This is a genomic window from Formosa undariae, from assembly GCF_042427615.1.
In the GTDB taxonomy this organism is placed as follows: Bacteria; Bacteroidota; Bacteroidia; order Flavobacteriales; family Flavobacteriaceae; genus Formosa; species Formosa undariae.
In genome coordinates this window covers 302,007-320,844 of sequence record NZ_JBHMEZ010000032.1, presented here as the reverse complement: position 1 = coordinate 320,844, position 18,838 = coordinate 302,007, and the positions used below count along the sequence as shown (strand labels likewise).

Sequence of the window (18,838 nt, the reverse complement as noted above, 5' to 3'; positions counted from 1 at the left end):
TTGATGGTTATTTGATTGATTTAAAGTGCAACAAAACCGTCGCAATCGTCGAAGCCGAAAAACGGATCTGTAGGATCTAAGTTTTCTAAGTCTTCAGTGGTTGGTTCTGGAGCAACAAAATTTTGAATTTCTGTAAGGACTTGATCCGATAGCTTCTTGAATTCTTGTCTAGCGAGTTCGGTTTCCATTTTAGCAGATGGTAACTTTCCTTGAGTAGTCATTCTGTCTGATACGTAACGCTGAAGAATACCTTCTGGAAATAGCGTAACACGAAGCACTCCCATACTCCAAGCTAAAGCAGAGTATATGCAAGCATTCTTAATAAGCTCAACCAATTCTATTTCTTCTGGATCTAATTCGGTTCCTTCTATTATTTTTGCTTTTAAAGCGGTGTTTTTAATCGTGGTTATTATTGGTGGAATTTGCTTTTCAGCAATACGCAGTCCTGGTATTAATTTAAGTAATAATAAACGTGATGAAATAGGGAAAGTATCCTCAAAATCGTCTATTGTTCTCACATAATAGCGTTGTGATTTCGCGTAAGCATCGGAAGTTTTCCAAGTCTCATTTTCTTCGTCTAGATAATCGATAAGATTGTCTAACGCTTTGTAATATTTACGCTCGAACGCTTCATCGTCTCGATCAATCATCCACTCGAATGGCACTTTAATATGTTCGTCTACCCGGATTTTTCGTCCGTTGTTACCGTGAGTAATATCAGAAGACTTCGCATAATTTCTATACCCTTCTAAAGCTATTGGATAACGCACACGTTTAATTAAAGTTACATCGCCTATATCTTCAGATTCAGCTTTATAAAATGCTAAAGCTTCTGCATATACTTCTTTTCCTATTAGCTTAACAACTTCTATAGTGGCATCCTCTAAATCTGATTTTAGTTTTTCGAAAGAAATATCCTTGTCAATATGCCCGATTAATTCATATAATTCTGAGTCTCCCGATTTGCTCCCGTAGTTAAATAGTAATTCCATAGCTTATGTTTTAGGATTTCTGTCTTGTGGCGAAGTATCTTCCATTTTCTTTGTTCCTAAATGGTAGAAGCCAAGTTTTAGTTTTTTGGTTGGGAAATTGGCTTTAATAGCATAATTAATTGCCTTTAGGATTATCATTTCTGGAATATCTACAGATGTAGCCAAATAGTTATTTAATGCCTGATATTGCTCACTACCACTATCTGATTTACCTTGCTGACCAACATTAGCCAATGCAGAATGCACACCAGTAGAACCGGTAAGCACATGATCTGCACGTTCACTGATTTTGATTTGAGCAGTAACATAATCTTTAATATTCTGATCGATTTCTTTAATCGTCCAGCCGTGTTGTAATAGGTTAGTTCCGTCTACCTCTAATCGTAGAGTAGTGTGCAGAAATTTTCCAACATTATCCTGTCCAGATAAAACAGCGGTAATCTTTTTAAGATATTTTTTTTGATATTCAACTAGCATTGAATCCTTATATTCAATGCCTTTTTTTGTGCAGGATTCATTTATTTTTCGCTCCGCTTGGTCCCAAAAATATTCAGGCGATTGGATGTGATATTTTATGTTGATTGAATTGTCTGTAAGCGCCTTGAAAATTACAGGCACAGCAGTACTTCTTTTTATCCACTCTAACGAACCATACAACTCTGGAATAGTATAGTACTCTGTACAGAAGGAGTACATATTGCTATAAAAGATACTGTTCTTATGAGCGAAAGGTTTCTTATAATCGAATTTATGATAGGCTTTAGCCGATAGTATAGAATCTACGTTTTTAAACGCCCAATCTGTAATAACAACGTGAGTCGGCTTATGGTTTTCTAACGATGCAATGTGAGTTGCTAATCGTGCCTTATCTGGTTGCATATGCTCTAGTTTAGCAATAGCCTCTGTTCTGCCGCTTCTATTCCCTCGCTTTAAATATACCTTAGAGAATACTCCTTTTAAGTAGTTATAATCGACCACACATTTTAGTATATAGTCTTCGTATTCCCAAGAGTCTAACCATTCTTGGATCTCGGCATCTTCCTGCCAATTGTATATAAGTTCGCCTTCTTTAAACTCTTCCTTATATAACTTAGGTCCTTTACCCCATAGCATATTAGCCTGTTTATTAAGAGAGCCTGGTGCAAGGTGATTCTGTAGTACCGTCTCTTTAATAATGGTAGGTAGATTATTAGTATCTCCATAAGGATGAATACACCACTCACCAACAATATTCTGTTGGTTGTTCCAATTTAGAGTATCGGTATTACTTCTATAACCCTCAAAATCTCTAGGCGTTTCTGTTACTTCGAATGTAAATGCGACATTACTATCGTTTACAATGGCATTCTTGCCTATGAATTCAATTTCCATGATTGATTAGCTCTCCGTTAAACTTGATTATTAATGGCAAATGAACGTGCTTCGGTTCATCCGTTTCTAAATTAGTATAAGACAGCAGGGTGGTTGATGATGTTTGCCTTGCCACACGTAACAACGCCTTATTAACTACAACTAAACCCTTGCTGTTTTTTTCTGCTTGATTTAGCCCGATAAACTCCATACTAAATGGAATGCCATTATTAGAAAAGTATCGCATCTTCTTTATCACTTCGTATGTAACCATATTACTGTATTTAGTACAATACTAGCTATAAGGCACGAAATCCTTTAAGACATGAAAAGAGCCTTTATTGGTTGGTTCTTATACACTTCTGAAAAGAAGGGTAAAAGAGGCTAATTGGTTGGGTGCGCTGAGAAGTACCGCCAACACTAGGATTGTCATATGTCCATGGTTTTTTACATGAACACGTGCAAACACGGCTTTTAGCGGGACGGGGTATAACATCATACAAAAACAACACTCAACCCGCTACGCATGGTTTATTAGTTGTTTTTTAGATGTTTACATTTTTTTGTTTTTTATAAGGTGAGTTTTTTCGAGTTTTTTAATTCTGTTTTCACACTGTTTAGAACGTGTTTAAATAAGTGTAAGACGCACGTTTTAAGGGTGTTTTGTTGTTTAAAAAGTCGCTTATTTGGGTACTTTTTTGTATCTTTAAGTAAGTTAATAACAATAAAATTTTATAATTATGAGTACAAATGCAAAGGCAAAAGCGCCACAAACGGAAACAAAACCTAAAGAGGTTTTAAAAAAAGTAGAAAAAAGCAATACAGAGGTAAAAGATCTCTTCAACCCGACTGCAGAAAGCAGAATTAAAAGAGCTGAAAATTTTAAAATCTTAGCAGACAAATTCAAGTTTCTAAATGACAAAAACGACGATCTACAAAAATTTATTGTTTCGAGCGATGGAACAAAAGAAAAGATTGTTTTAGAAAATGCGCAAGGCTTCAAATTTGAGGTTTCAAATTCTAATGTAATTGAAAAAGTTTTAGATGTAGTTAAAAGCGAATTACAGAATATAACCAACGAAGCAGAAAAAGAAGTTTTAACCTTTCAAATATAACAAACAAAATGCCCTTACATTTTGCGGATGTGAGGGCATTAATAACAATATATTTTATCATGACCACACGACAAAACACAAACAAATGTAATCCTTTTTTAGTAAGTAATCAAGTTAAAGAAATTTTAACTCAAAAGGGTTTTTCTTCACTTTTCAATTATTCTGATTACGATTATTTTAAAAACCAATGCAAAAACGCATTTAACAAAGCCGTTGCAATAGCAGAGTTATTTATCCAGGAGGCAACACAAGAAAAGAACGATTTTAACGAATACATTTTTTAATTATGGTTAGCCTTTTAGACGTTCAAGAGATTGAAATCTCATACAAAAATAATGTACCAAAAGCAGACCGTTATATTATTACATGTTCCCAAGATGCTTATGCAGTTTTTTTAAAAGCATTCCATGAAAAAGTTGAATACAAAGAGCTTTTTTACATCATGATGTTAAACAATTCTAACGAAGTTTTAGGAATTACAAAAATAAGCGAAGCAGGTATTACAGGCACTTTAGTAGATACTAGAATTGTTTTTCAAACTGCATTAAAAGCACATGCAACCGCTTTAATACTTGCACACAACCACCCAAGCGGAAAACTAGAACCAAGCCAAGCAGATAAAAATTTAACAAGCAAGCTTAAAACAGCAGGCGAATATTTAGACATCAAAGTTTTAGACCATTTAATTATAACCAAAGAAGGACATTTAAGTTTTGCGGACGATAACCTTCTATAACAAATAACAATTTTAAGATATGACCACAACACAAACAACTTTAGCCGAACAAATGCACCAATGTGCAGACAGAACCGAGCGCAAACAGCTTTTAAAAGCATTAAGCAACGAAGCAAAACAAATTATAGAGTTAAACGGACTTGACAAACGAGTTAACGAAGTTTTAGTGCAAATGATGACAGACGGCACGCACAAAGAATTTAATAATTTTTGGGAGTGGAAAAAACAAGGGTACAAGGTAAAAAAAGGTGCAAAAGCTTTTTTTATATGGAGTAAGAAACGAGAAGCTACAAAACAAACCGAAAGCGGAGAGGACGAAGAATTTAAATTTTTTAGTCTTGCTTATTTGTTTTCTAACGCACAAGTCGAACCGTTAACAAAAAAAGCAAATGCCTAAATCTGTAGACGTACCAACGGAGTTAAAAAAGTTTAACTCCGTTTTTAATATGTTGTCACGCAAATACGATGCGAGCCAAGTTTTTAACGACTTTCTAACAATTGTTATTTGTTGTATGTGCAGAGAACAGCAGGAAACTTTATATTTTGAAACTATAAAAAGATACGAAAAAGACGAGTTAAACCAATTTGCACAACTTTTTGGAGAAATAGCGCTTATTTATCACAATGCCGAAATTTTAGGCAAATGGTGTGACCCTCTAGGGCAGTTTTACGAAGCCTTAGCGAGTAACTATAAAAAAAGTAGTTTCGGGCAGTTCTTTACGCCTAAAGCGATTTGCGACTTAATGAGTGGTTTTATTTTGGAGCCAAATACATTTGGTAAAAAAGTAAACGAACCCGCTTGCGGAAGTGGGCGAGCTGTTTTATCTGCAAATAATTATGCTCCGGGTAATTATTATATTTGTCAAGATTTGGACCCGATTTGCTGTAAAATGGCAGCTATAAATTTATGTTTTCACGAGGTTAGGGGAGAGGTGCATTGCATGGATACATTAAGAATGTCAGACCCCACACAAAGCTATTATATTAATTACGAGTTTTGGAAACATAAAACAAAGCTAATAATCATGAAATAAACCGCTATAATAGGCGGTTTTTTTACGTCCAAACTAAACGTAAAATTAACTCAAAAAAAATCGCCCTAGGGGGCGATTGTCTGCTAACACCTGTTAGCTATATAAACTTTGTGAATCCTTTCATCTTCCAAATCCTCAACCCCAGAAACTCTTACCAATTCTCCATTGTACATAATAGAATCACTTAATTCAAGAGGTTTATCTAATTCATAATCAATATGCACGCGCTCAAATTGTCCTGTAATATTTTCTCTCATAAAAATTACATCCCAACGCTCACCGTTTTTCAATATTCTATTATGGGAATTTGTTTTAAATTGAAACAAAATTTCATTAATCTGCTTTCTCTTTTCATTATCATTCAAATAAACCTGCATTAATTTATATAAATCAATTTCGCCATCAGATCCACTTTGAAATTTTAATTTATCACAAAAACTTATTACAGCATCGTTAATAGAATCTATGTTTCTCTTATACTTCTCTTTAGTTTTATTCATATATATTAGTCTCTGTTTTTTAATAAATACTGTAATGTTTCAAATTCCTGTTGTGTGAACCACCTACCTCTATTAGCTTGTAAATCTCTTAAACGCTCAATTTCATCACTAATAAAAGTTATAAATATAAATTCTTTAGGCATATCATCTTTAAAAACAAGTAAGAAACCTCTATATCTCCTTGGCGATTTTGAATCTGAAGATACCACATGATTTAAGCTCTCTAAAAGTTCTTTTTTACTAGAATGTAAAGTTAAACAGTAGTCTTCAGTTATTGTGTTATCAGGAAGGTTTAGTTTGTCAAGAAACGTATCAATATCGAAAGCTCCAAATTGCTCATTTGGTTTTGGTATTGTAGAGTCGCAATAATAACTCAGTTCATTTATTGTAGAACTCCCGTACAAACCTAATGGATTATCTTTCGGAATATTCAATTTAACACCATTGGCCATTTCAAGATTAAAATCACTGCATTCATCAATAAAAATATGCGTGTAACGTTTACCATTATCCTTATTTAAGGAATCTTTCCTAAATGAATCTGGTGATAATCGCCTAGTTTCTTCAAAAAATGAACGCTTTCGTTCAGAATGCGCTTTCATTTCTTTATCCCAAAAATTTATCAATTCTTCATTTAAAGGTGTAGCTTCTTCAAAACAGGAACGTGAAACTTTACCGTCTTCAACTTTCATTTTATGAACAAAGGATTTCTTACTTACACTTAAACATTTGTCAGCTACAGAAGATTTACTCATGTTATCATGTAAATCTTTCTTATCTTCTGAAGAAAGCGTATCATAAATACTTTTTTCAATAGCTATAACATCGGAATAAATCCTAGTGTTTTTATAGAATTCCGAAGATTTATAAATGTTAACGGCTTCATCAATATTTCGATCAAGCCACTCATTTAAAAAATGCACATCGGTTTGAGCATACATAATTCCTTCCCCTGATATATGAGATATGTCAACCGTTACTTCTGGGTGATTAATCATTTCATATGAGAATTTTAAATCTAGAGCTTTTAACCTCTCAATATTCTCCTGGTACTTCGCTTCTTCGTTGGTCATTGCTTTTAATCTTTTAGTTGTATTCAATAAAATCAAATTGATTTGTAAAGCCGTTAAATCTAAATTTTAATTCGACAACATCATTTACTTGATCTCCCTGAAAACTAATACTTCCTGTTGGCCACTTTTTTTTAACAGAATAAATATTACCGTCTCTAGGTTTTTCAATTTTATTTAAATCACCCACTGCCTTCATTTTTAATTTAGCATCATAACTTGAAGCCCATCTCTTCGTGAAATTATCTAAACTAGAAGCATCCATCTCCTCACTCTGAAGTATATGATAATTCAGTGTTCTAATTCTAGCTACGCCAGTAGATGATTTAAGAGCATCCTTTACAAATTCTGATTTAAGCTTTAAATCTTCTAAAAGAAGTGAAATGTTTTCTGTGGTCATAATTATTTTGTCTATAATCAAATATACCTAAAAATCAAATAACATCGGGTGCACTCATACCTGTATTACTTCGTTTATCTGCAATATTTACCCAACTAGATCTGTATATTAAATATTTAAAAGCATCACTAAAGTTCGTACTAAACATGGGTCTGTGTTGTAATGGCAAGGCCTCACTACTTTTATCTTTATGTATGGTAGTTGTACTTTTTTTGTCTTTTCTTATTTTGGTTTTTGTGAGCTCTAAACTACTCTTTAAACACTTGCACTGAAATTTATCTATCTTTATTTTAGGCAAATTTGGGTAATATTCTCCTAGCAATTTCTTTGCAAAACTGTATTCCTCTTCTTGTGTAATAGTGGCTTGATTTCGGGACATTAAATTAACTTTCCATCCGGTACTACTACCATTGTATTTTTCAATATGATCTTTAATTTCGTACGCCCAATCACGTTTCAGTTTTTGGTATTGGTTCCCCGATCTGTCATAATACAAGTCTAGAACTTTGTATTGGTGATGCTGATAAAAATCTATAAACTGCTTCGCCAATTCTTTACTCGAATGTGGTGCCAACGTCCAAAACTCCTTTAAACAATAAAAATAATTTCCAGAAGGTTGCCCAGTTACCATACTACACATATCGCCAAAGTCCATTCCTGCTTCGATAGGTTTTTTGTGCTGAATATACTTCAATCCTAAACTTACACTCTGGAAATCTTCGCCTATAGCGTACTTCTTATAATAATCGTCTATAACGCCATCGCTCATGTAATGGTGTGCACCTAAATGCATGTAGAATCGCTCGCCCTTTTTTATTTCGGCTTTAAAACTTAAAACTGCAGTTTTAAATTCCTCTACGCCTAAAGACTTCAAGGCATCGCTAAAGTAACCAGGTGTTAAAATATCTGCATTTACTAAAGATGAAGCGACGTAAAAGAACGTCGTGTCTTTTCTTGCACGAATCCAATAGCCTTTCCATCTTGCATAGGCTTTTTTCTGACGTTCAATTTCGTTGAAATCGTTGAATTTTATTGCTCTGTAATAGGCTTTTTTAATCTTATTTAGTTCCAAGCCTACCTGTAACGCCAATAAAATACGGTCTTTATCCATATTTAGCGCCTGATTCAATATCCAGTCGTGATCGCCTTCGGCAATATTAGGCATATCGGTAGTGGCCGTCATACCACGGTAATAAGGCGAATGTCCAAAATGCGTATAATCTCCACGCATTGCAGGAAATAACTTCTTTAATTTCTCGAAATTGGTATTCCGCGCTTCATCTATAAAAATATGTTGGTAACTGTTACCTGCCAGTCCTGTAGGTTGTGCCAAACTTCCTAGGTTATAAAAGCATCCATTCCACATACTAATAGTGTGTTTAAACGTCTGTGGTGGCTTGTAAGGCTTCTCAAAATGTTTCGGAGGCCGTTCATCCAAAACGTAATGAACACCTTCCTGCAGCCCTTTTCTTTGGCTCCATCCCTCTATTAAAGTAGGTACAATGTTACGCAGGGCATTGTCGTACGTATCTGCAACAAAGGCGAGGTTACTTCGTGGCATTTCGTACATAATGTCGATAGAACGATCTGCATGAAAGTCTGATGTTTTTGCACCACCACGTCCCAGAACTAAAAACGCATTTTTAGGACCAATCATGTCTACAGCTTGTTTTAGCCAACTGGCATAGCGACCTTCTACGTCGCCATTCTCAAGACTTACGTGGGTCTTCGTGCTCATCTAAAAATAATTTTACAGGCAAGGTGTTCGCCTCCTGGTGAAGTCTTAATTTTTCGCGCTCGCTAATTTCTGGCAAGCCGTCTATTAAGTTCTTTAAATCTGTTCTGTTAATTTCTGGAATACCTAAGAATTTAGCATCTACACTATACATTTTAAACGGTTGCGTATAGGCTTTTTGGTCTACTTCTACAGGGTCAGGCTGGTCTAATCTTAAAGTCTTCGCCATATCGATAAGTATCTTATTTGCTGTACCAATATCTTTAGGATCTTTAGCAAGCTGAATCGCTAACAAATAGTTTTTTTGCATGTACTGCGCAATAATATTTCGCCAGGCATCGCTACTAATTTGTTTATCGGCATAGAAATACTCCATCGCATCGTTATAGATGTTGCTGGCAAGGTATCTCGACAGTTTTTCAACTTTCATTAAATGCGCTACTATAGCATCTTTATGCCCAAATTCGTCTATACGCAAATGCATACTTCGGCATTTATCTAACAAATCCAAATACTCCACTATAGCAGGATCTGTATTTGCAGACTCATCTTCTATTTTGCCTGTATTTACATATTCGTAAACATGGGAAAGGGTAATATCTTTAAGTTTCAGAGCCATAAAATATTTTCTTTTTTAAATTCTCTGTACGCTGTAATTCCGACAGATTAAGGTATATCTGTGCAGATGTTATGTTTCCCGATTTTGCGCCTTCCAATTGCTTCTGGTGAATCTCGAACTGTGCCTGAAGCACACCTTTATTAAAATGGGTACGGATTAAACTATCCGGATTAAACCAATCGCGCATAAATGCTACTTCGTCTACATCTAAATACAGCGCTATTTTTTCGGGCAAGTAATTACATGCCGCCAAATCTTCTATTTGTTCCAGTTCTTCTTGGCTTAATCTTACTTTTGCTTCAATACCAACTTCTACAATTTTATCTAAAGTGGGAACCTCAAGTTTAAGCTCATGGCATTTATTTCTTATTAAAGCCCAGGCCATACTAGGAGAGCCACATTTTGCCTTAAAACCATGAATTAAATCTGTATATGTTTTTTCTGTTCCCATATATCTAACAAAAGAATTGTTCTATTTTTTCGGAATGCGCTAATAGGTTTATAATTATCATTGATAAGATGAATAATCGTGTTCGTTGTTTAGAAGCCTTTCCAATACTATTTTTAATATCATGTACAGAATCAATTACAAAAATTGTTACTAGAACTGCTATTATAATTTTTAACCACATAATTCTTATTTATAAAATTTGCTTTTAAATAATTTTACATGCCATTCTATTATACTTGGAAGATCTTCGTCCCCACCATTGTTTCGCGAACCCATCGAATAACTAAAAAGCCTATGGTCAAATCTGCAATAGTTTGACCCCTCAATGCCATTATCAAATGCCATTTTTTTCCACAACCATTTTTGTTTAATTAGCCAAATCTTAATTTTATCAAATGTTTTTAGCTCAATATGTTTTGGTTTTTCCATTATTGTCAATGCTTTACCCCACAGCTACAACGCCACCGCTTTCCGCTTTAGCTCGTATATGGGAATTTGTGAATAATTCTTTTCTAAACTCAAATAAGCCCCTTGCGTTAGCAAAGGTGTATTGTTCGTAATAGGCGTTTTCTGCCCAGTTCCCCGAGCCTTCAACAATGTAATGATCTGTTGCAGTTTCCATAATGCAGACTTTAGCATGTACCCAAGCAAACAGTACTTTTATGTTTGGGCGGTTGTTTACCATGCTACATAAATTGTCTATAGTTTTAGGGTTTCGCCTAATCATACTATCACTAATCATTAAGGTAATTTGCTCCACCATGCCCGCATCGTGCAACTCTATTAACGCATTCACCACTTTGCTACTAATGCTATACGTACTGGCGTACAAATGCTTTATTGCGAATTGCTTGCACACGAACGGAATGAACGTGAACGCGTTAAACGAATTGTCTGTTTGCAAGAAGAAGAACTCTTCCTTACTTGGTAACCGGGTTAAATCCTTTTCTAGAGATTCTAATTTTTCGAAATGAGACAGTAAATATCTACTTTCAAATTTCTCTGATATTTTTAAGGTGTTTACCTTCTTTTTAGTGTTGGAAATGTCAAAATATTTACTCATCAAGTTTGTGTATTTTGGCGATTAACTCACGCTCTTCCTGTTTTAGTTTTAGTTTGTTTTCAAACGCTTCGCGCTTGTCTTTATCTGTAATGCTTTTTAATTTTTTAGTGTCACGATATATATAGTTGGTTAGTAACATATGCCGTTTAACAGCCGAAGCTTCACGCATAGATTTTACTTTTTCGGTCAGTTTTAAAACCCTAAAAACAGGATGTACACCTAATACTTTTTTTGTGTCCTGGTAATAATTAAACTCGTCGTAAATAAGTTGGTTCTCTGCAAAATTATTATTGGCAGAAAGTGCCGTGGTATACAATTGGTCTGCTGTTAAAGTTGGTGTTGCTGGAGTGCCATCTGGATTATAATAATTGGCTTTAAGTGTGTTAAACAGATGCACATAATTATCTAACGCTATCTTTTTCTGAGCATATAATTCTTTAAACTCACGAGGGCAATCCGCTTCGTATAGAAACGGAAATTGCTCGCGTAAAGGTTTATATGCTTTATTTACTTTTTTTCGGTGTCCGCAGTTATTTCATTAGCATTAACTGTAGCTTCAGTAGTTACGTCTGTACCTTCAGGAGGAACATCTCCCAAAACATTAGCAGAAGCTTTCTCGATCATCTTGTTTTGTTCGTCTTCAGTAATATCTATACCTGCAAAGATTTCGGCTTTCATTTCTGGAGTTACCTTTTGGCCCTCGCTCATAGCTTTTACCACGCGGCTAAATGCAGTTTCTCTTACCGTGGCTTCACGTTGTATCGTTTCGGCAGCTGTAACTTCTAAATGCTTTGCATTCGCATTGTCTATAAAGTCCTGAATCGCTATATCTAAATCGGCATTCTTTCCAGAAGCAGCTTCAATTTCGTTAACCTTGCAGTATTCTTTGCGTTCTTTATTGCCAGGCGCTCCTGTGCTCCATTCAGGAACTTTAAAACGTGGTACTTGTTTTTTTATAAGCTGTACTACTTTAGGTGCTTTTTTTACCAAATCGGCATCTGCAATGCCATAGGCTTGTTTTAAATCGTAAACTAATTCGCTTAGTCGCTGTGGCGAATAACCAGATACATTATGGTAACGTACAACACCGGGATTTGCATTTTCCGAGCGCATATAAAAAGACAGTGCCTGATTATATTGCCCTTCTGGACGAATAGACTCGTCGCTTAAAAAGGTAATGACTTCATTTCTCATGAGTTTTGAATTTTAAAATAACAATTGTGAGAGTGAAGATGCGAAGACTAGCCAAATTTGTTTAAGACATGAAAAACCCGAAACTATTACGGCTTCGGGCTCTTCGCTATCAATCTTATAAAACTTCGCTACATGGTAAATATAATTAAAATATACTTATGTGTATATTATTTTGTCCTTAAAATGTTTTGTTTAAAATAAAAAACCCCAATACATGAGTATTGGGGAATGACATTGACTAATAATAAGAAAAAGATACACAGCTAAGATAGTTAAAATATACATATGTGTATATTTTTTAATTTAAAAAAGCCCTTAACATCACATTAAGGGCTTTTAAACAAACCAACTAACACTAAAAAAACACTTTTATTTTCGTGATACTTCTATTAAATATGTTGCTGCGCCGTCGTTAAATACACTTAAATTAATAACTGCATCTTGTAACGCTACCCAGTCGGTTCCTGCTGTTAGCAATACCGTTGCTGCTGTTCCTGCTCCTGTACTTAACGTAGCTGGAGCAACACCACCGCCACCAATTAAGCTGACAACCTGACCGTGTTCCAGATCTATACTTGCAATATCTACTGCATCTGTAACAGCAAAACTTGGTAATTGGTAAATATTACCATTAGCCTCTAAAACTGCTAAATCACCGTCAGTAGCTTGGAAATATGCACCTTCTGTTAATACACCTGTATAATATGCAGGTAAATATTCTACCGGATTTGGCTGCTCGAAGCTTAACATGTGCTTCGTTCCTTCTTTATTCGATTGAAAGGTAGGAGATAGTTTTAAAGGTGAACACTGTGTACCGTACACATTCATAGAATTGTCTCTACAATTCTCTTCAAAAATAAGCGCAGGTCTACCAAGCCAATTTTGTATAAACTCTTTAATATCTAAAGACTCGCCTGGATGCTCGCCTTTAAAGGTTTGGGTAAATACTTTACCGTCTTCTGGTCCATCTACTTCAAAACCTGCATCAATAGTCTCAGGAGTCATGTAAATACGTATCATATTAGCGTTTGGCTTTAATACGTAATTACCTGTAGTTTTCACACCTTTACTGTCGCGCCCAGGATACGCTAAAACATCATCTGCATCTACTATTGCAACATTAGGTTTTTTTGCTTTGTAGGCACCCGGGGAAGCATTCCCCGTGTTTCTGCCTACACTTAATTTTATATAAGTCATAATTACTTAAATTTTTAAAAGATTAAAACTATGCTGCTGCAATGGTTCTTGCAGTTTCCGTCCAAACACCGTCTATATTAGCAAACGTAATATTATCGTCTCCATCGGCTAAAACAGCAGCAGATCCAATTGCAATATTACCTGCTACATTAGCAAACGTTAATGCACCACCTGCGCCACCATTAATTACAATGATTTTACCTTCTACACCACCAGTTATAGCAGTTACAGTTGCAGCACCTCCTTTGTAAGCGAAAGACTTACCAGAGTTAGCATCTATTGTTGTGCCGTTAAAATCTATAGTTCCTGTTGGTAAAGCTTCAGGTGTAGCTGTGCGCTTCACTTCTGTAACCGTTCCGTCTCCATTAGCAATTAATGTTAATGTTCCGCCAGACTTTAAATTGAAAGCAACATCTCCAGTTAAACTAATTTTCGTACCATCGGCAACCGTTGTAGCACCTGCTAAACTTGTGTTTCCTTTTACACGAATAATTTGTCCTTCGTACGTATTAGAGAATTCTGTAATTGTAGTTTTCCAACCTGCAGACACTTCTAAATTGCTGTATTTCGCGTTTACAACACCAGTTTCATCATCGAAAACAGGAATGTAGAAATCAGATTTAAATAATGGTGCATCGTTACTCCAGATAGATTGTACTTTAAATTCTAAAGGATCACCATCTTTTGTCGTAGTTCCAATATGAATTAAACGAATACCTAATTTGTAATCTGCAAAAATGTACATAATACGTTTTAGCATTTCGAAGTGGTATTTACCTTTTTCTGCAGGAATGTTTTCAAGAACTTCGATGTTATCATCGAACGTAATAAACATACAGTCTAACCCAGTAAGATCTACTAAAGGTTCAAAATCGATATTATTGTAATCTTTTGGATTAGTAGGGTAACCAGAATAATCGTTATACGTTCCGTGCGTTTGCTCGTAACGTCTTTTATATGCTTTTAACCAATCTGGAGATAAGTATAATTTTAATCCGAATTGCTCGCGCACATCGTCTGGCAATGCTTTAATTAAGGCATCGATATAATCTACTATGTTCGCTGTAGTTGGTAACCCTAACTGGAATGGCTTTAATTTTTTAGTTACAAATATTGCTCTCCAAATTTGGAATAATAAACCATCCTGTCTGTTAATCATTCTACCAGCTTCTGTAGCATCGTCTGGAGTTGCTACGTGAATGGCTTTAATAGAAGAAACTCTATCTTCAACACGTGCTTTTTTGTCTAATTCAGACACTAAAAACATTACGAAAGACACTTTGTAAGCCTGAGAACCTTCTTTGTTCATCATGTTTAACCAAGAGGCTTCCATTTTCTGAAGGTTGTATCCTATAAATTCAGCATCAATTTGTACTGGGAAGATACGTCCTTCTTCAGCTTCAATTTTTTGCTTATTTTTTGGTAACCATGGTAATTTTCTAGCTTGTGTAATTTCTGCAGAAACAATTGTTCCGTCGCTTACTTTATCGTCTACATTTAAACGCTTAGGCCAGAATGCCGGTAAACCAAACATATCACGGTGGAGTGATTTAATTTTGTCCGGATTTTCTCTGTAGTATAAGTCCACATCTCCATTCAGTTTTTCAACCTGAACTTTATCAGAGAAATCTGTTGCCATAGTAGTATGTCCAGCAGCTAACTTGTTCCAGTTTCTTCCGTCGAAAGAATCGTACCCTTTGTTAGAAGCAAATAGGTGAGATGCAGAATGCATTACTTTAGCAGCACCAGGAATAGCATTTATAATTGCTGCAGGAACATCGCCTTCTGCACTATCTGCTAATTTTTGAATTTCTTGTTTCATTCCTGTAATTTGGGCAGTTAAGTCTCTATTTACAGCTTGTAATTGTGTTGCAAGTCCTGCAGCATCATTAGCATCTGTTTCTAGTAACTTTTCTTTTTCTTCAGCGCCAAGAGATGTTTGATCAAGCATTGCTTTTAGTTCCTTGTGAACTGCAGATAATGCAATTTGTTTACTGCCTTCCGCATCTGCAGCTTCAGTAATTTCTTTGTTAATAGCACCAAGGACAGTGTCTAAATCAAAAGATTCGCCAAGCGCATCTTGTAATTTTTGTTTATCCTCGTCGGACACCGCTAAGGCATTGTCCTTAATTGGGACTTCTGCGCCCCATCCTAAAAACGCTGCAAAACCCAATAGGGTTTGAGTAAACGCTTTCGATTTAAATCCTTTCATTTTGTTCGATTTTTGATTAATGATTAAATAATTTATAATTGAGTTTTTAACTCCGCATACATGTTGGCGATATTTACCGCCATTTTAAAACTGCCAATCCCATCTATAACATTAAGTCCTAAAGCTTTATCGGCATCATAGGTTGCACCAGTAAGAACCCCTGCTTCTTCACGAAGTTTAGGACGCCCCGCAAGCACCGCATTCTGAAACTTACGTGCCATAGGGTTTAAATGTTCAGCCTTAATAGCTTCATAATTACCTTCTAAAGCCAATTTGAAAACTTTATTCTTATCACCAGAAACATCTGCATACACTTCGTGAAATACATATCCTTTTTCTTCCCAGTGTTTTTTTGCATCCATAAATTGAGACACAACCCCCACAGATCCAAATCGTGCAGAAATATCATTGTCGGCCATTATGTAATCACATACAGAAATAGCCACCCAATAATGAAGCGACATACAAGCATCGGCAAGACCAATTATAGGTTTTTTCTTTTCTAGTGCGAATTGCAAGAATGGACCAATAGCGCTAACTGCTCCGCCTGGACCATCTAGCTTTAAAATAATTGCTTTTATGTTTGGATTAGAATTTGCATAAGACAGCTCTTCAACAATATCGGTAGCACCATAAGTACAAGCCGTACCGTATTTCATAGCGGCGCCAATCATACTAACCACGGCAATACTCCCTATAGGGATTTCTGTTCCTGGTCTTAATCGTCTTCCGGAATCATCCATAATAGATAAGCAACTATCTTGCTCCTCTAATTGCTGTACGTTAGGCATGCCTTTTAATAAATTGTCTACCATAGGCGCTGCGCCAGATATCCAATTAACATCTAGTAGCCATTCACCGCGAAAGAGATCGTTTAAAAGTGGATTTAATTTCATTGCTTAAATAATTTCTACGAAGATGCGTGAAGCAGTAGAAATCGTTTAAGACATGTTTTTTTGAAGGTAATAGGAAAGAATATTTTGGTTACTGAATAAAACCAAATATTTTAAGAGCAACTAGAATCAAAACAATAACAAGTAATACCTTAATTATGTTTTTTGTAATTGGGTTAGTGTAGAACCAGAACCTAGAATCTCGATCAAAATTTTTCATATTAGGAATTTAAGATATTTAATAGAAAATTACAAGTATGAATCTAATTAGGTTAACCAAACACCACCCCAAAAACTAACGCAACAATGGCACCAATAGAAAAGCCTAGGAAAAACGAACTTGTTTTCTCCTGGGCTTTTCCTTTAAAATACAAGAGGTCCAATTCGTGCTGTGCATCTTTCCCTGACAGTTCCAAACCTAGTAGAGCAATTTGTTTGTTTTTTGTATCGTTTAAACTCTGTAAGAAATTAACCTCTAGGTTAAGTTTTTCGATATTAGTATTCGATATTCTAAGCTCTATTTGGGTAGCGTTAAGTTGAGCCGTTCGTAATTGAAGTCTTAAAATAGATTCTGCGACACGATCCATCTGTGCTACCGAAATTATAACAGCATCTTCGCCCTGGTATTTAGTCTTTACGGGTAACAAGCTCTGAGAATATAATGAAGCGTTCATTATAATTCCCACGGCGATAAGTAGCAATTGCTTTTTCATTGAATTCTATTTTTTTATTAGCATCTTCTAAATCTATATTCTGGGCATCAATTATTTTCTGAAGGGAATCTAAACGCCTTACGTATTGAATAGAGTCTAAACGAATACTTTGTTGCAGGACTTCATACTTCATTTTATAGATCTCCGATTTGCCGTCTAATTCTTGTTTATACAGATCGTAAATTTTCTTAGATAAATTGGGTTTAAAAACAAGTGCTAATACAAGTATTGCACATGCGCATATTATAATTTTAGTGGTTGTCGAGATCTTATTCATAGTTGGATTTAAAATTAAAGCGGGGTCTTTTTAAGCGTAATACATTAAATAGATTCCTCCTTTCTGTTAGTGACACTTCCGGCTAGTGCCCCGCTTTATTATGGGAATAATATTCCTAGTTGGTTTAAGCTATTGTATAAGTTTTTACCAGGACAAAGTGTGCCTTTATAATCGCGATGGCCTTTAATACCTTTAATTTTTAGTTCTTCGCAAATCACTTCGGTCAACATAGTAAATGCTTGCATCGCTTCGGAAGTGGGTTGCTCTGTCTCGAAATTCCCTAGAAAGACAATGCCTATTGTATTGGTATTGTCTGCAGAATTATGATAAGTTCTTTTTTCTAACGCATTAAGAAAATGAATTTCGCCATTTGGCTTAATCGCTAAATGGTAAGCGATACCCGGCCAGCCTCGTGTATCTACGTGGTAACTAGCAATATCTTTTAATTTTTGAGTGCCAGGCGCTGCAGTATGATGTACAACAATAGTTAAAGAATCGGTAATGTTTCTATCTAAATACGCTTTTACTTCGCTCTTAGGCAGGTCGCTTGTATCTACATGATCTACTACTCCGAATGTTAATGCTGACACTGAAATAAGAAGAATTAGTTTCCTGATTATATTTTCTTTCATTTTTTTCGATTTTTGTATTTCTCGATGCGTGTTTTAATCTTTTCCTCGAAAACAATTAAGTTAATGGCGACAGTTAAAACCGCGGCGATAAGCCAAATATATCCGGCTATTAGATTTATATTGGCAAGCCCTCCGATAGTCCCGCTTCCTAGAGTAGTGAAAATTGATATTTTGGTTTGTGCGTCCATTGTAATGTATTTTTATTTCATTTTATTTTACTCGTTGTAAATATTGCTCTCTTGTTTCTTTTACATAAAGTGTGTCCCTAGAATATGTAGGGTAGAACTTTTTAGCGTGAGTGTTGTCATAAGGTATGAATACAGTCAGGGAGTTGTTTTTTGACACCGCAATATTAAAAAGTATTAAGCTGTCGTTACTTGATACCGCAACAACGTAAATACCTTCGGGAAATGTAGATATATTTTGTATTTGCACCTCCTTGGCCCCATCTGTGTAGAACTCAAACACATTGGTATTTCTTCTGTTTATAAACTCTACTTTACGGATTCCAAACTCTGTTTTTAAACACAGTGCGTCTCCTTTTATTTCTTGGGTTAAATGAGCTACGTCCGGGCTGATATTTGGCTTTAACGTTGCTTGTGAAAATCCTGTCAGCGATGCCAACAGGATTAGTACTACTATTATTTTTTTCATA

26 protein-coding genes are annotated in these 18,838 nt (G+C 35.4%); 5 read left to right on the top strand and 21 right to left on the bottom strand.

The features are described 5' to 3' along the window. Nucleotides 1–20 precede the first annotated feature (20 nt). The 3 genes from ACFFVB_RS18500 to ACFFVB_RS18490 are packed head-to-tail and all read right to left on the bottom strand — an operon-like array spanning nt 21 to nt 2,616. The gene (locus ACFFVB_RS18500; RefSeq protein WP_382384774.1) at nt 21–992 is read right to left on the bottom strand and encodes a DUF6712 family protein; all 972 of its coding nucleotides are present in this window, start codon (nt 990–992) and stop codon (nt 21–23) included. A gap of 3 nt (nt 993–995) precedes the next feature. Continuing rightward, entirely contained in the window at nt 996–2,363 is a 1,368-nt protein-coding gene (locus ACFFVB_RS18495) for a hypothetical protein (RefSeq protein WP_382384773.1), read from the bottom strand. Further along, a complete protein-coding gene (locus ACFFVB_RS18490) occupies nt 2,353–2,616 on the bottom strand; it encodes a hypothetical protein (RefSeq protein ID WP_382384772.1) in 264 nt (87 codons plus the stop codon). Before ACFFVB_RS18490 ends, ACFFVB_RS18495 begins: the two co-directional genes overlap by 11 nt. Before the next feature lie 466 nt (nt 2,617–3,082). Between ACFFVB_RS18490 and ACFFVB_RS18485 the strand changes: the two genes are divergently transcribed. The 5 genes from ACFFVB_RS18485 to ACFFVB_RS18465 are packed head-to-tail and all read left to right on the top strand — an operon-like array spanning nt 3,083 to nt 5,227. Beyond that, the gene (locus ACFFVB_RS18485) at nt 3,083–3,457 is read left to right on the top strand and encodes a hypothetical protein (RefSeq protein WP_382384770.1); all 375 of its coding nucleotides are present in this window, start codon (nt 3,083–3,085) and stop codon (nt 3,455–3,457) included. Nucleotides 3,458–3,516: 59 nt separating this feature from the next. After that, a complete protein-coding gene (locus tag ACFFVB_RS18480) occupies nt 3,517–3,741 on the top strand; it encodes a hypothetical protein (RefSeq protein ID WP_382384768.1) in 225 nt (74 codons plus the stop codon). A gap of 2 nt (nt 3,742–3,743) precedes the next feature. Further along, the gene (locus ACFFVB_RS18475; protein ID WP_382384766.1) at nt 3,744–4,193 is read left to right on the top strand and encodes a JAB domain-containing protein; all 450 of its coding nucleotides are present in this window, start codon (nt 3,744–3,746) and stop codon (nt 4,191–4,193) included. Between the two features lie 19 nt (nt 4,194–4,212). Beyond that, a complete protein-coding gene (locus tag ACFFVB_RS18470; protein ID WP_382384765.1) occupies nt 4,213–4,590 on the top strand; it encodes a hypothetical protein in 378 nt (125 codons plus the stop codon). After that, nucleotides 4,583–5,227, top strand: coding sequence for an N-6 DNA methylase (locus tag ACFFVB_RS18465; RefSeq protein ID WP_382384763.1), 645 nt, complete (start codon nt 4,583–4,585; stop codon nt 5,225–5,227). The genes ACFFVB_RS18470 and ACFFVB_RS18465 overlap by 8 nt, the downstream gene beginning before the upstream one ends. A gap of 83 nt (nt 5,228–5,310) precedes the next feature. Here ACFFVB_RS18465 and ACFFVB_RS18460 read toward each other — a convergent pair whose 3' ends face one another. The 18 genes from ACFFVB_RS18460 to ACFFVB_RS18375 all read right to left on the bottom strand — a co-directional run bounded on the left by ACFFVB_RS18460 (nt 5,311) and on the right by ACFFVB_RS18375 (nt 18,837). Continuing rightward, nucleotides 5,311–5,727, bottom strand: coding sequence for a hypothetical protein (locus ACFFVB_RS18460; protein ID WP_382384762.1), 417 nt, complete (start codon nt 5,725–5,727; stop codon nt 5,311–5,313). A 5-nt stretch (nt 5,728–5,732) separates the two neighbouring features. Next, nucleotides 5,733–6,827 (bottom strand): hypothetical protein, encoded by a 1,095-nt coding sequence (locus ACFFVB_RS18455; protein ID WP_382384760.1) that lies wholly within the window; start codon nt 6,825–6,827, stop codon nt 5,733–5,735. Then, the gene (locus ACFFVB_RS18450; protein ID WP_382384758.1) at nt 6,814–7,197 is read right to left on the bottom strand and encodes a hypothetical protein; all 384 of its coding nucleotides are present in this window, start codon (nt 7,195–7,197) and stop codon (nt 6,814–6,816) included. Before ACFFVB_RS18450 ends, ACFFVB_RS18455 begins: the two co-directional genes overlap by 14 nt. 34 nt (nt 7,198–7,231) lie before the next feature. Then, the gene (locus tag ACFFVB_RS18445; protein ID WP_382384756.1) at nt 7,232–8,935 is read right to left on the bottom strand and encodes a hypothetical protein; all 1,704 of its coding nucleotides are present in this window, start codon (nt 8,933–8,935) and stop codon (nt 7,232–7,234) included. Beyond that, the gene (locus ACFFVB_RS18440; protein ID WP_382384754.1) at nt 8,907–9,551 is read right to left on the bottom strand and encodes a hypothetical protein; all 645 of its coding nucleotides are present in this window, start codon (nt 9,549–9,551) and stop codon (nt 8,907–8,909) included. Before ACFFVB_RS18440 ends, ACFFVB_RS18445 begins: the two co-directional genes overlap by 29 nt. Next, on the bottom strand, nt 9,535–10,002 hold the full coding sequence (locus tag ACFFVB_RS18435) for a hypothetical protein (protein WP_382384753.1): 468 nt from the start codon (nt 10,000–10,002) through the stop codon (nt 9,535–9,537). Before ACFFVB_RS18435 ends, ACFFVB_RS18440 begins: the two co-directional genes overlap by 17 nt. A gap of 186 nt (nt 10,003–10,188) precedes the next feature. Next, the gene (locus ACFFVB_RS18430; RefSeq protein WP_382384751.1) at nt 10,189–10,431 is read right to left on the bottom strand and encodes a hypothetical protein; all 243 of its coding nucleotides are present in this window, start codon (nt 10,429–10,431) and stop codon (nt 10,189–10,191) included. Nucleotides 10,432–10,444: 13 nt separating this feature from the next. Beyond that, complete coding sequence (locus tag ACFFVB_RS18425; RefSeq protein ID WP_382384749.1) at nt 10,445–11,065, bottom strand: hypothetical protein; 621 nt, start codon at nt 11,063–11,065, stop codon at nt 10,445–10,447. Beyond that, nucleotides 11,058–11,462 (bottom strand): hypothetical protein, encoded by a 405-nt coding sequence (locus ACFFVB_RS18420; protein ID WP_382384748.1) that lies wholly within the window; start codon nt 11,460–11,462, stop codon nt 11,058–11,060. The genes ACFFVB_RS18425 and ACFFVB_RS18420 overlap by 8 nt, the downstream gene beginning before the upstream one ends. A 110-nt stretch (nt 11,463–11,572) precedes the next feature. Further along, entirely contained in the window at nt 11,573–12,259 is a 687-nt protein-coding gene (locus ACFFVB_RS18415; protein ID WP_382384746.1) for a hypothetical protein, read from the bottom strand. Between the two features lie 369 nt (nt 12,260–12,628). Continuing rightward, entirely contained in the window at nt 12,629–13,456 is an 828-nt protein-coding gene (locus ACFFVB_RS18410; protein ID WP_382384744.1) for a hypothetical protein, read from the bottom strand. 28 nt (nt 13,457–13,484) lie between these two features. Continuing rightward, nucleotides 13,485–15,668 (bottom strand): hypothetical protein, encoded by a 2,184-nt coding sequence (locus ACFFVB_RS18405; RefSeq protein WP_382384743.1) that lies wholly within the window; start codon nt 15,666–15,668, stop codon nt 13,485–13,487. A gap of 32 nt (nt 15,669–15,700) precedes the next feature. Further along, nucleotides 15,701–16,564, bottom strand: coding sequence for a S49 family peptidase (locus tag ACFFVB_RS18400; RefSeq protein WP_382384741.1), 864 nt, complete (start codon nt 16,562–16,564; stop codon nt 15,701–15,703). Nucleotides 16,565–16,833: 269 nt separating this feature from the next. Continuing rightward, entirely contained in the window at nt 16,834–17,274 is a 441-nt protein-coding gene (locus ACFFVB_RS18395; protein WP_382384740.1) for a hypothetical protein, read from the bottom strand. Continuing rightward, a complete protein-coding gene (locus tag ACFFVB_RS18390) occupies nt 17,189–17,551 on the bottom strand; it encodes a hypothetical protein (protein ID WP_382384739.1) in 363 nt (120 codons plus the stop codon). The genes ACFFVB_RS18395 and ACFFVB_RS18390 overlap by 86 nt, the downstream gene beginning before the upstream one ends. Before the next feature lie 98 nt (nt 17,552–17,649). Then, the gene (locus tag ACFFVB_RS18385; RefSeq protein WP_382384737.1) at nt 17,650–18,183 is read right to left on the bottom strand and encodes a peptidoglycan recognition protein family protein; all 534 of its coding nucleotides are present in this window, start codon (nt 18,181–18,183) and stop codon (nt 17,650–17,652) included. Continuing rightward, nucleotides 18,180–18,371, bottom strand: a complete 192-nt coding sequence (locus tag ACFFVB_RS18380) for a hypothetical protein (protein ID WP_382384736.1) — start codon at nt 18,369–18,371, stop codon at nt 18,180–18,182. Before ACFFVB_RS18380 ends, ACFFVB_RS18385 begins: the two co-directional genes overlap by 4 nt. Nucleotides 18,372–18,393: 22 nt before the next feature. Beyond that, nucleotides 18,394–18,837 (bottom strand): hypothetical protein, encoded by a 444-nt coding sequence (locus ACFFVB_RS18375; protein ID WP_382384734.1) that lies wholly within the window; start codon nt 18,835–18,837, stop codon nt 18,394–18,396. Nucleotide 18,838 lies beyond the last annotated feature (1 nt).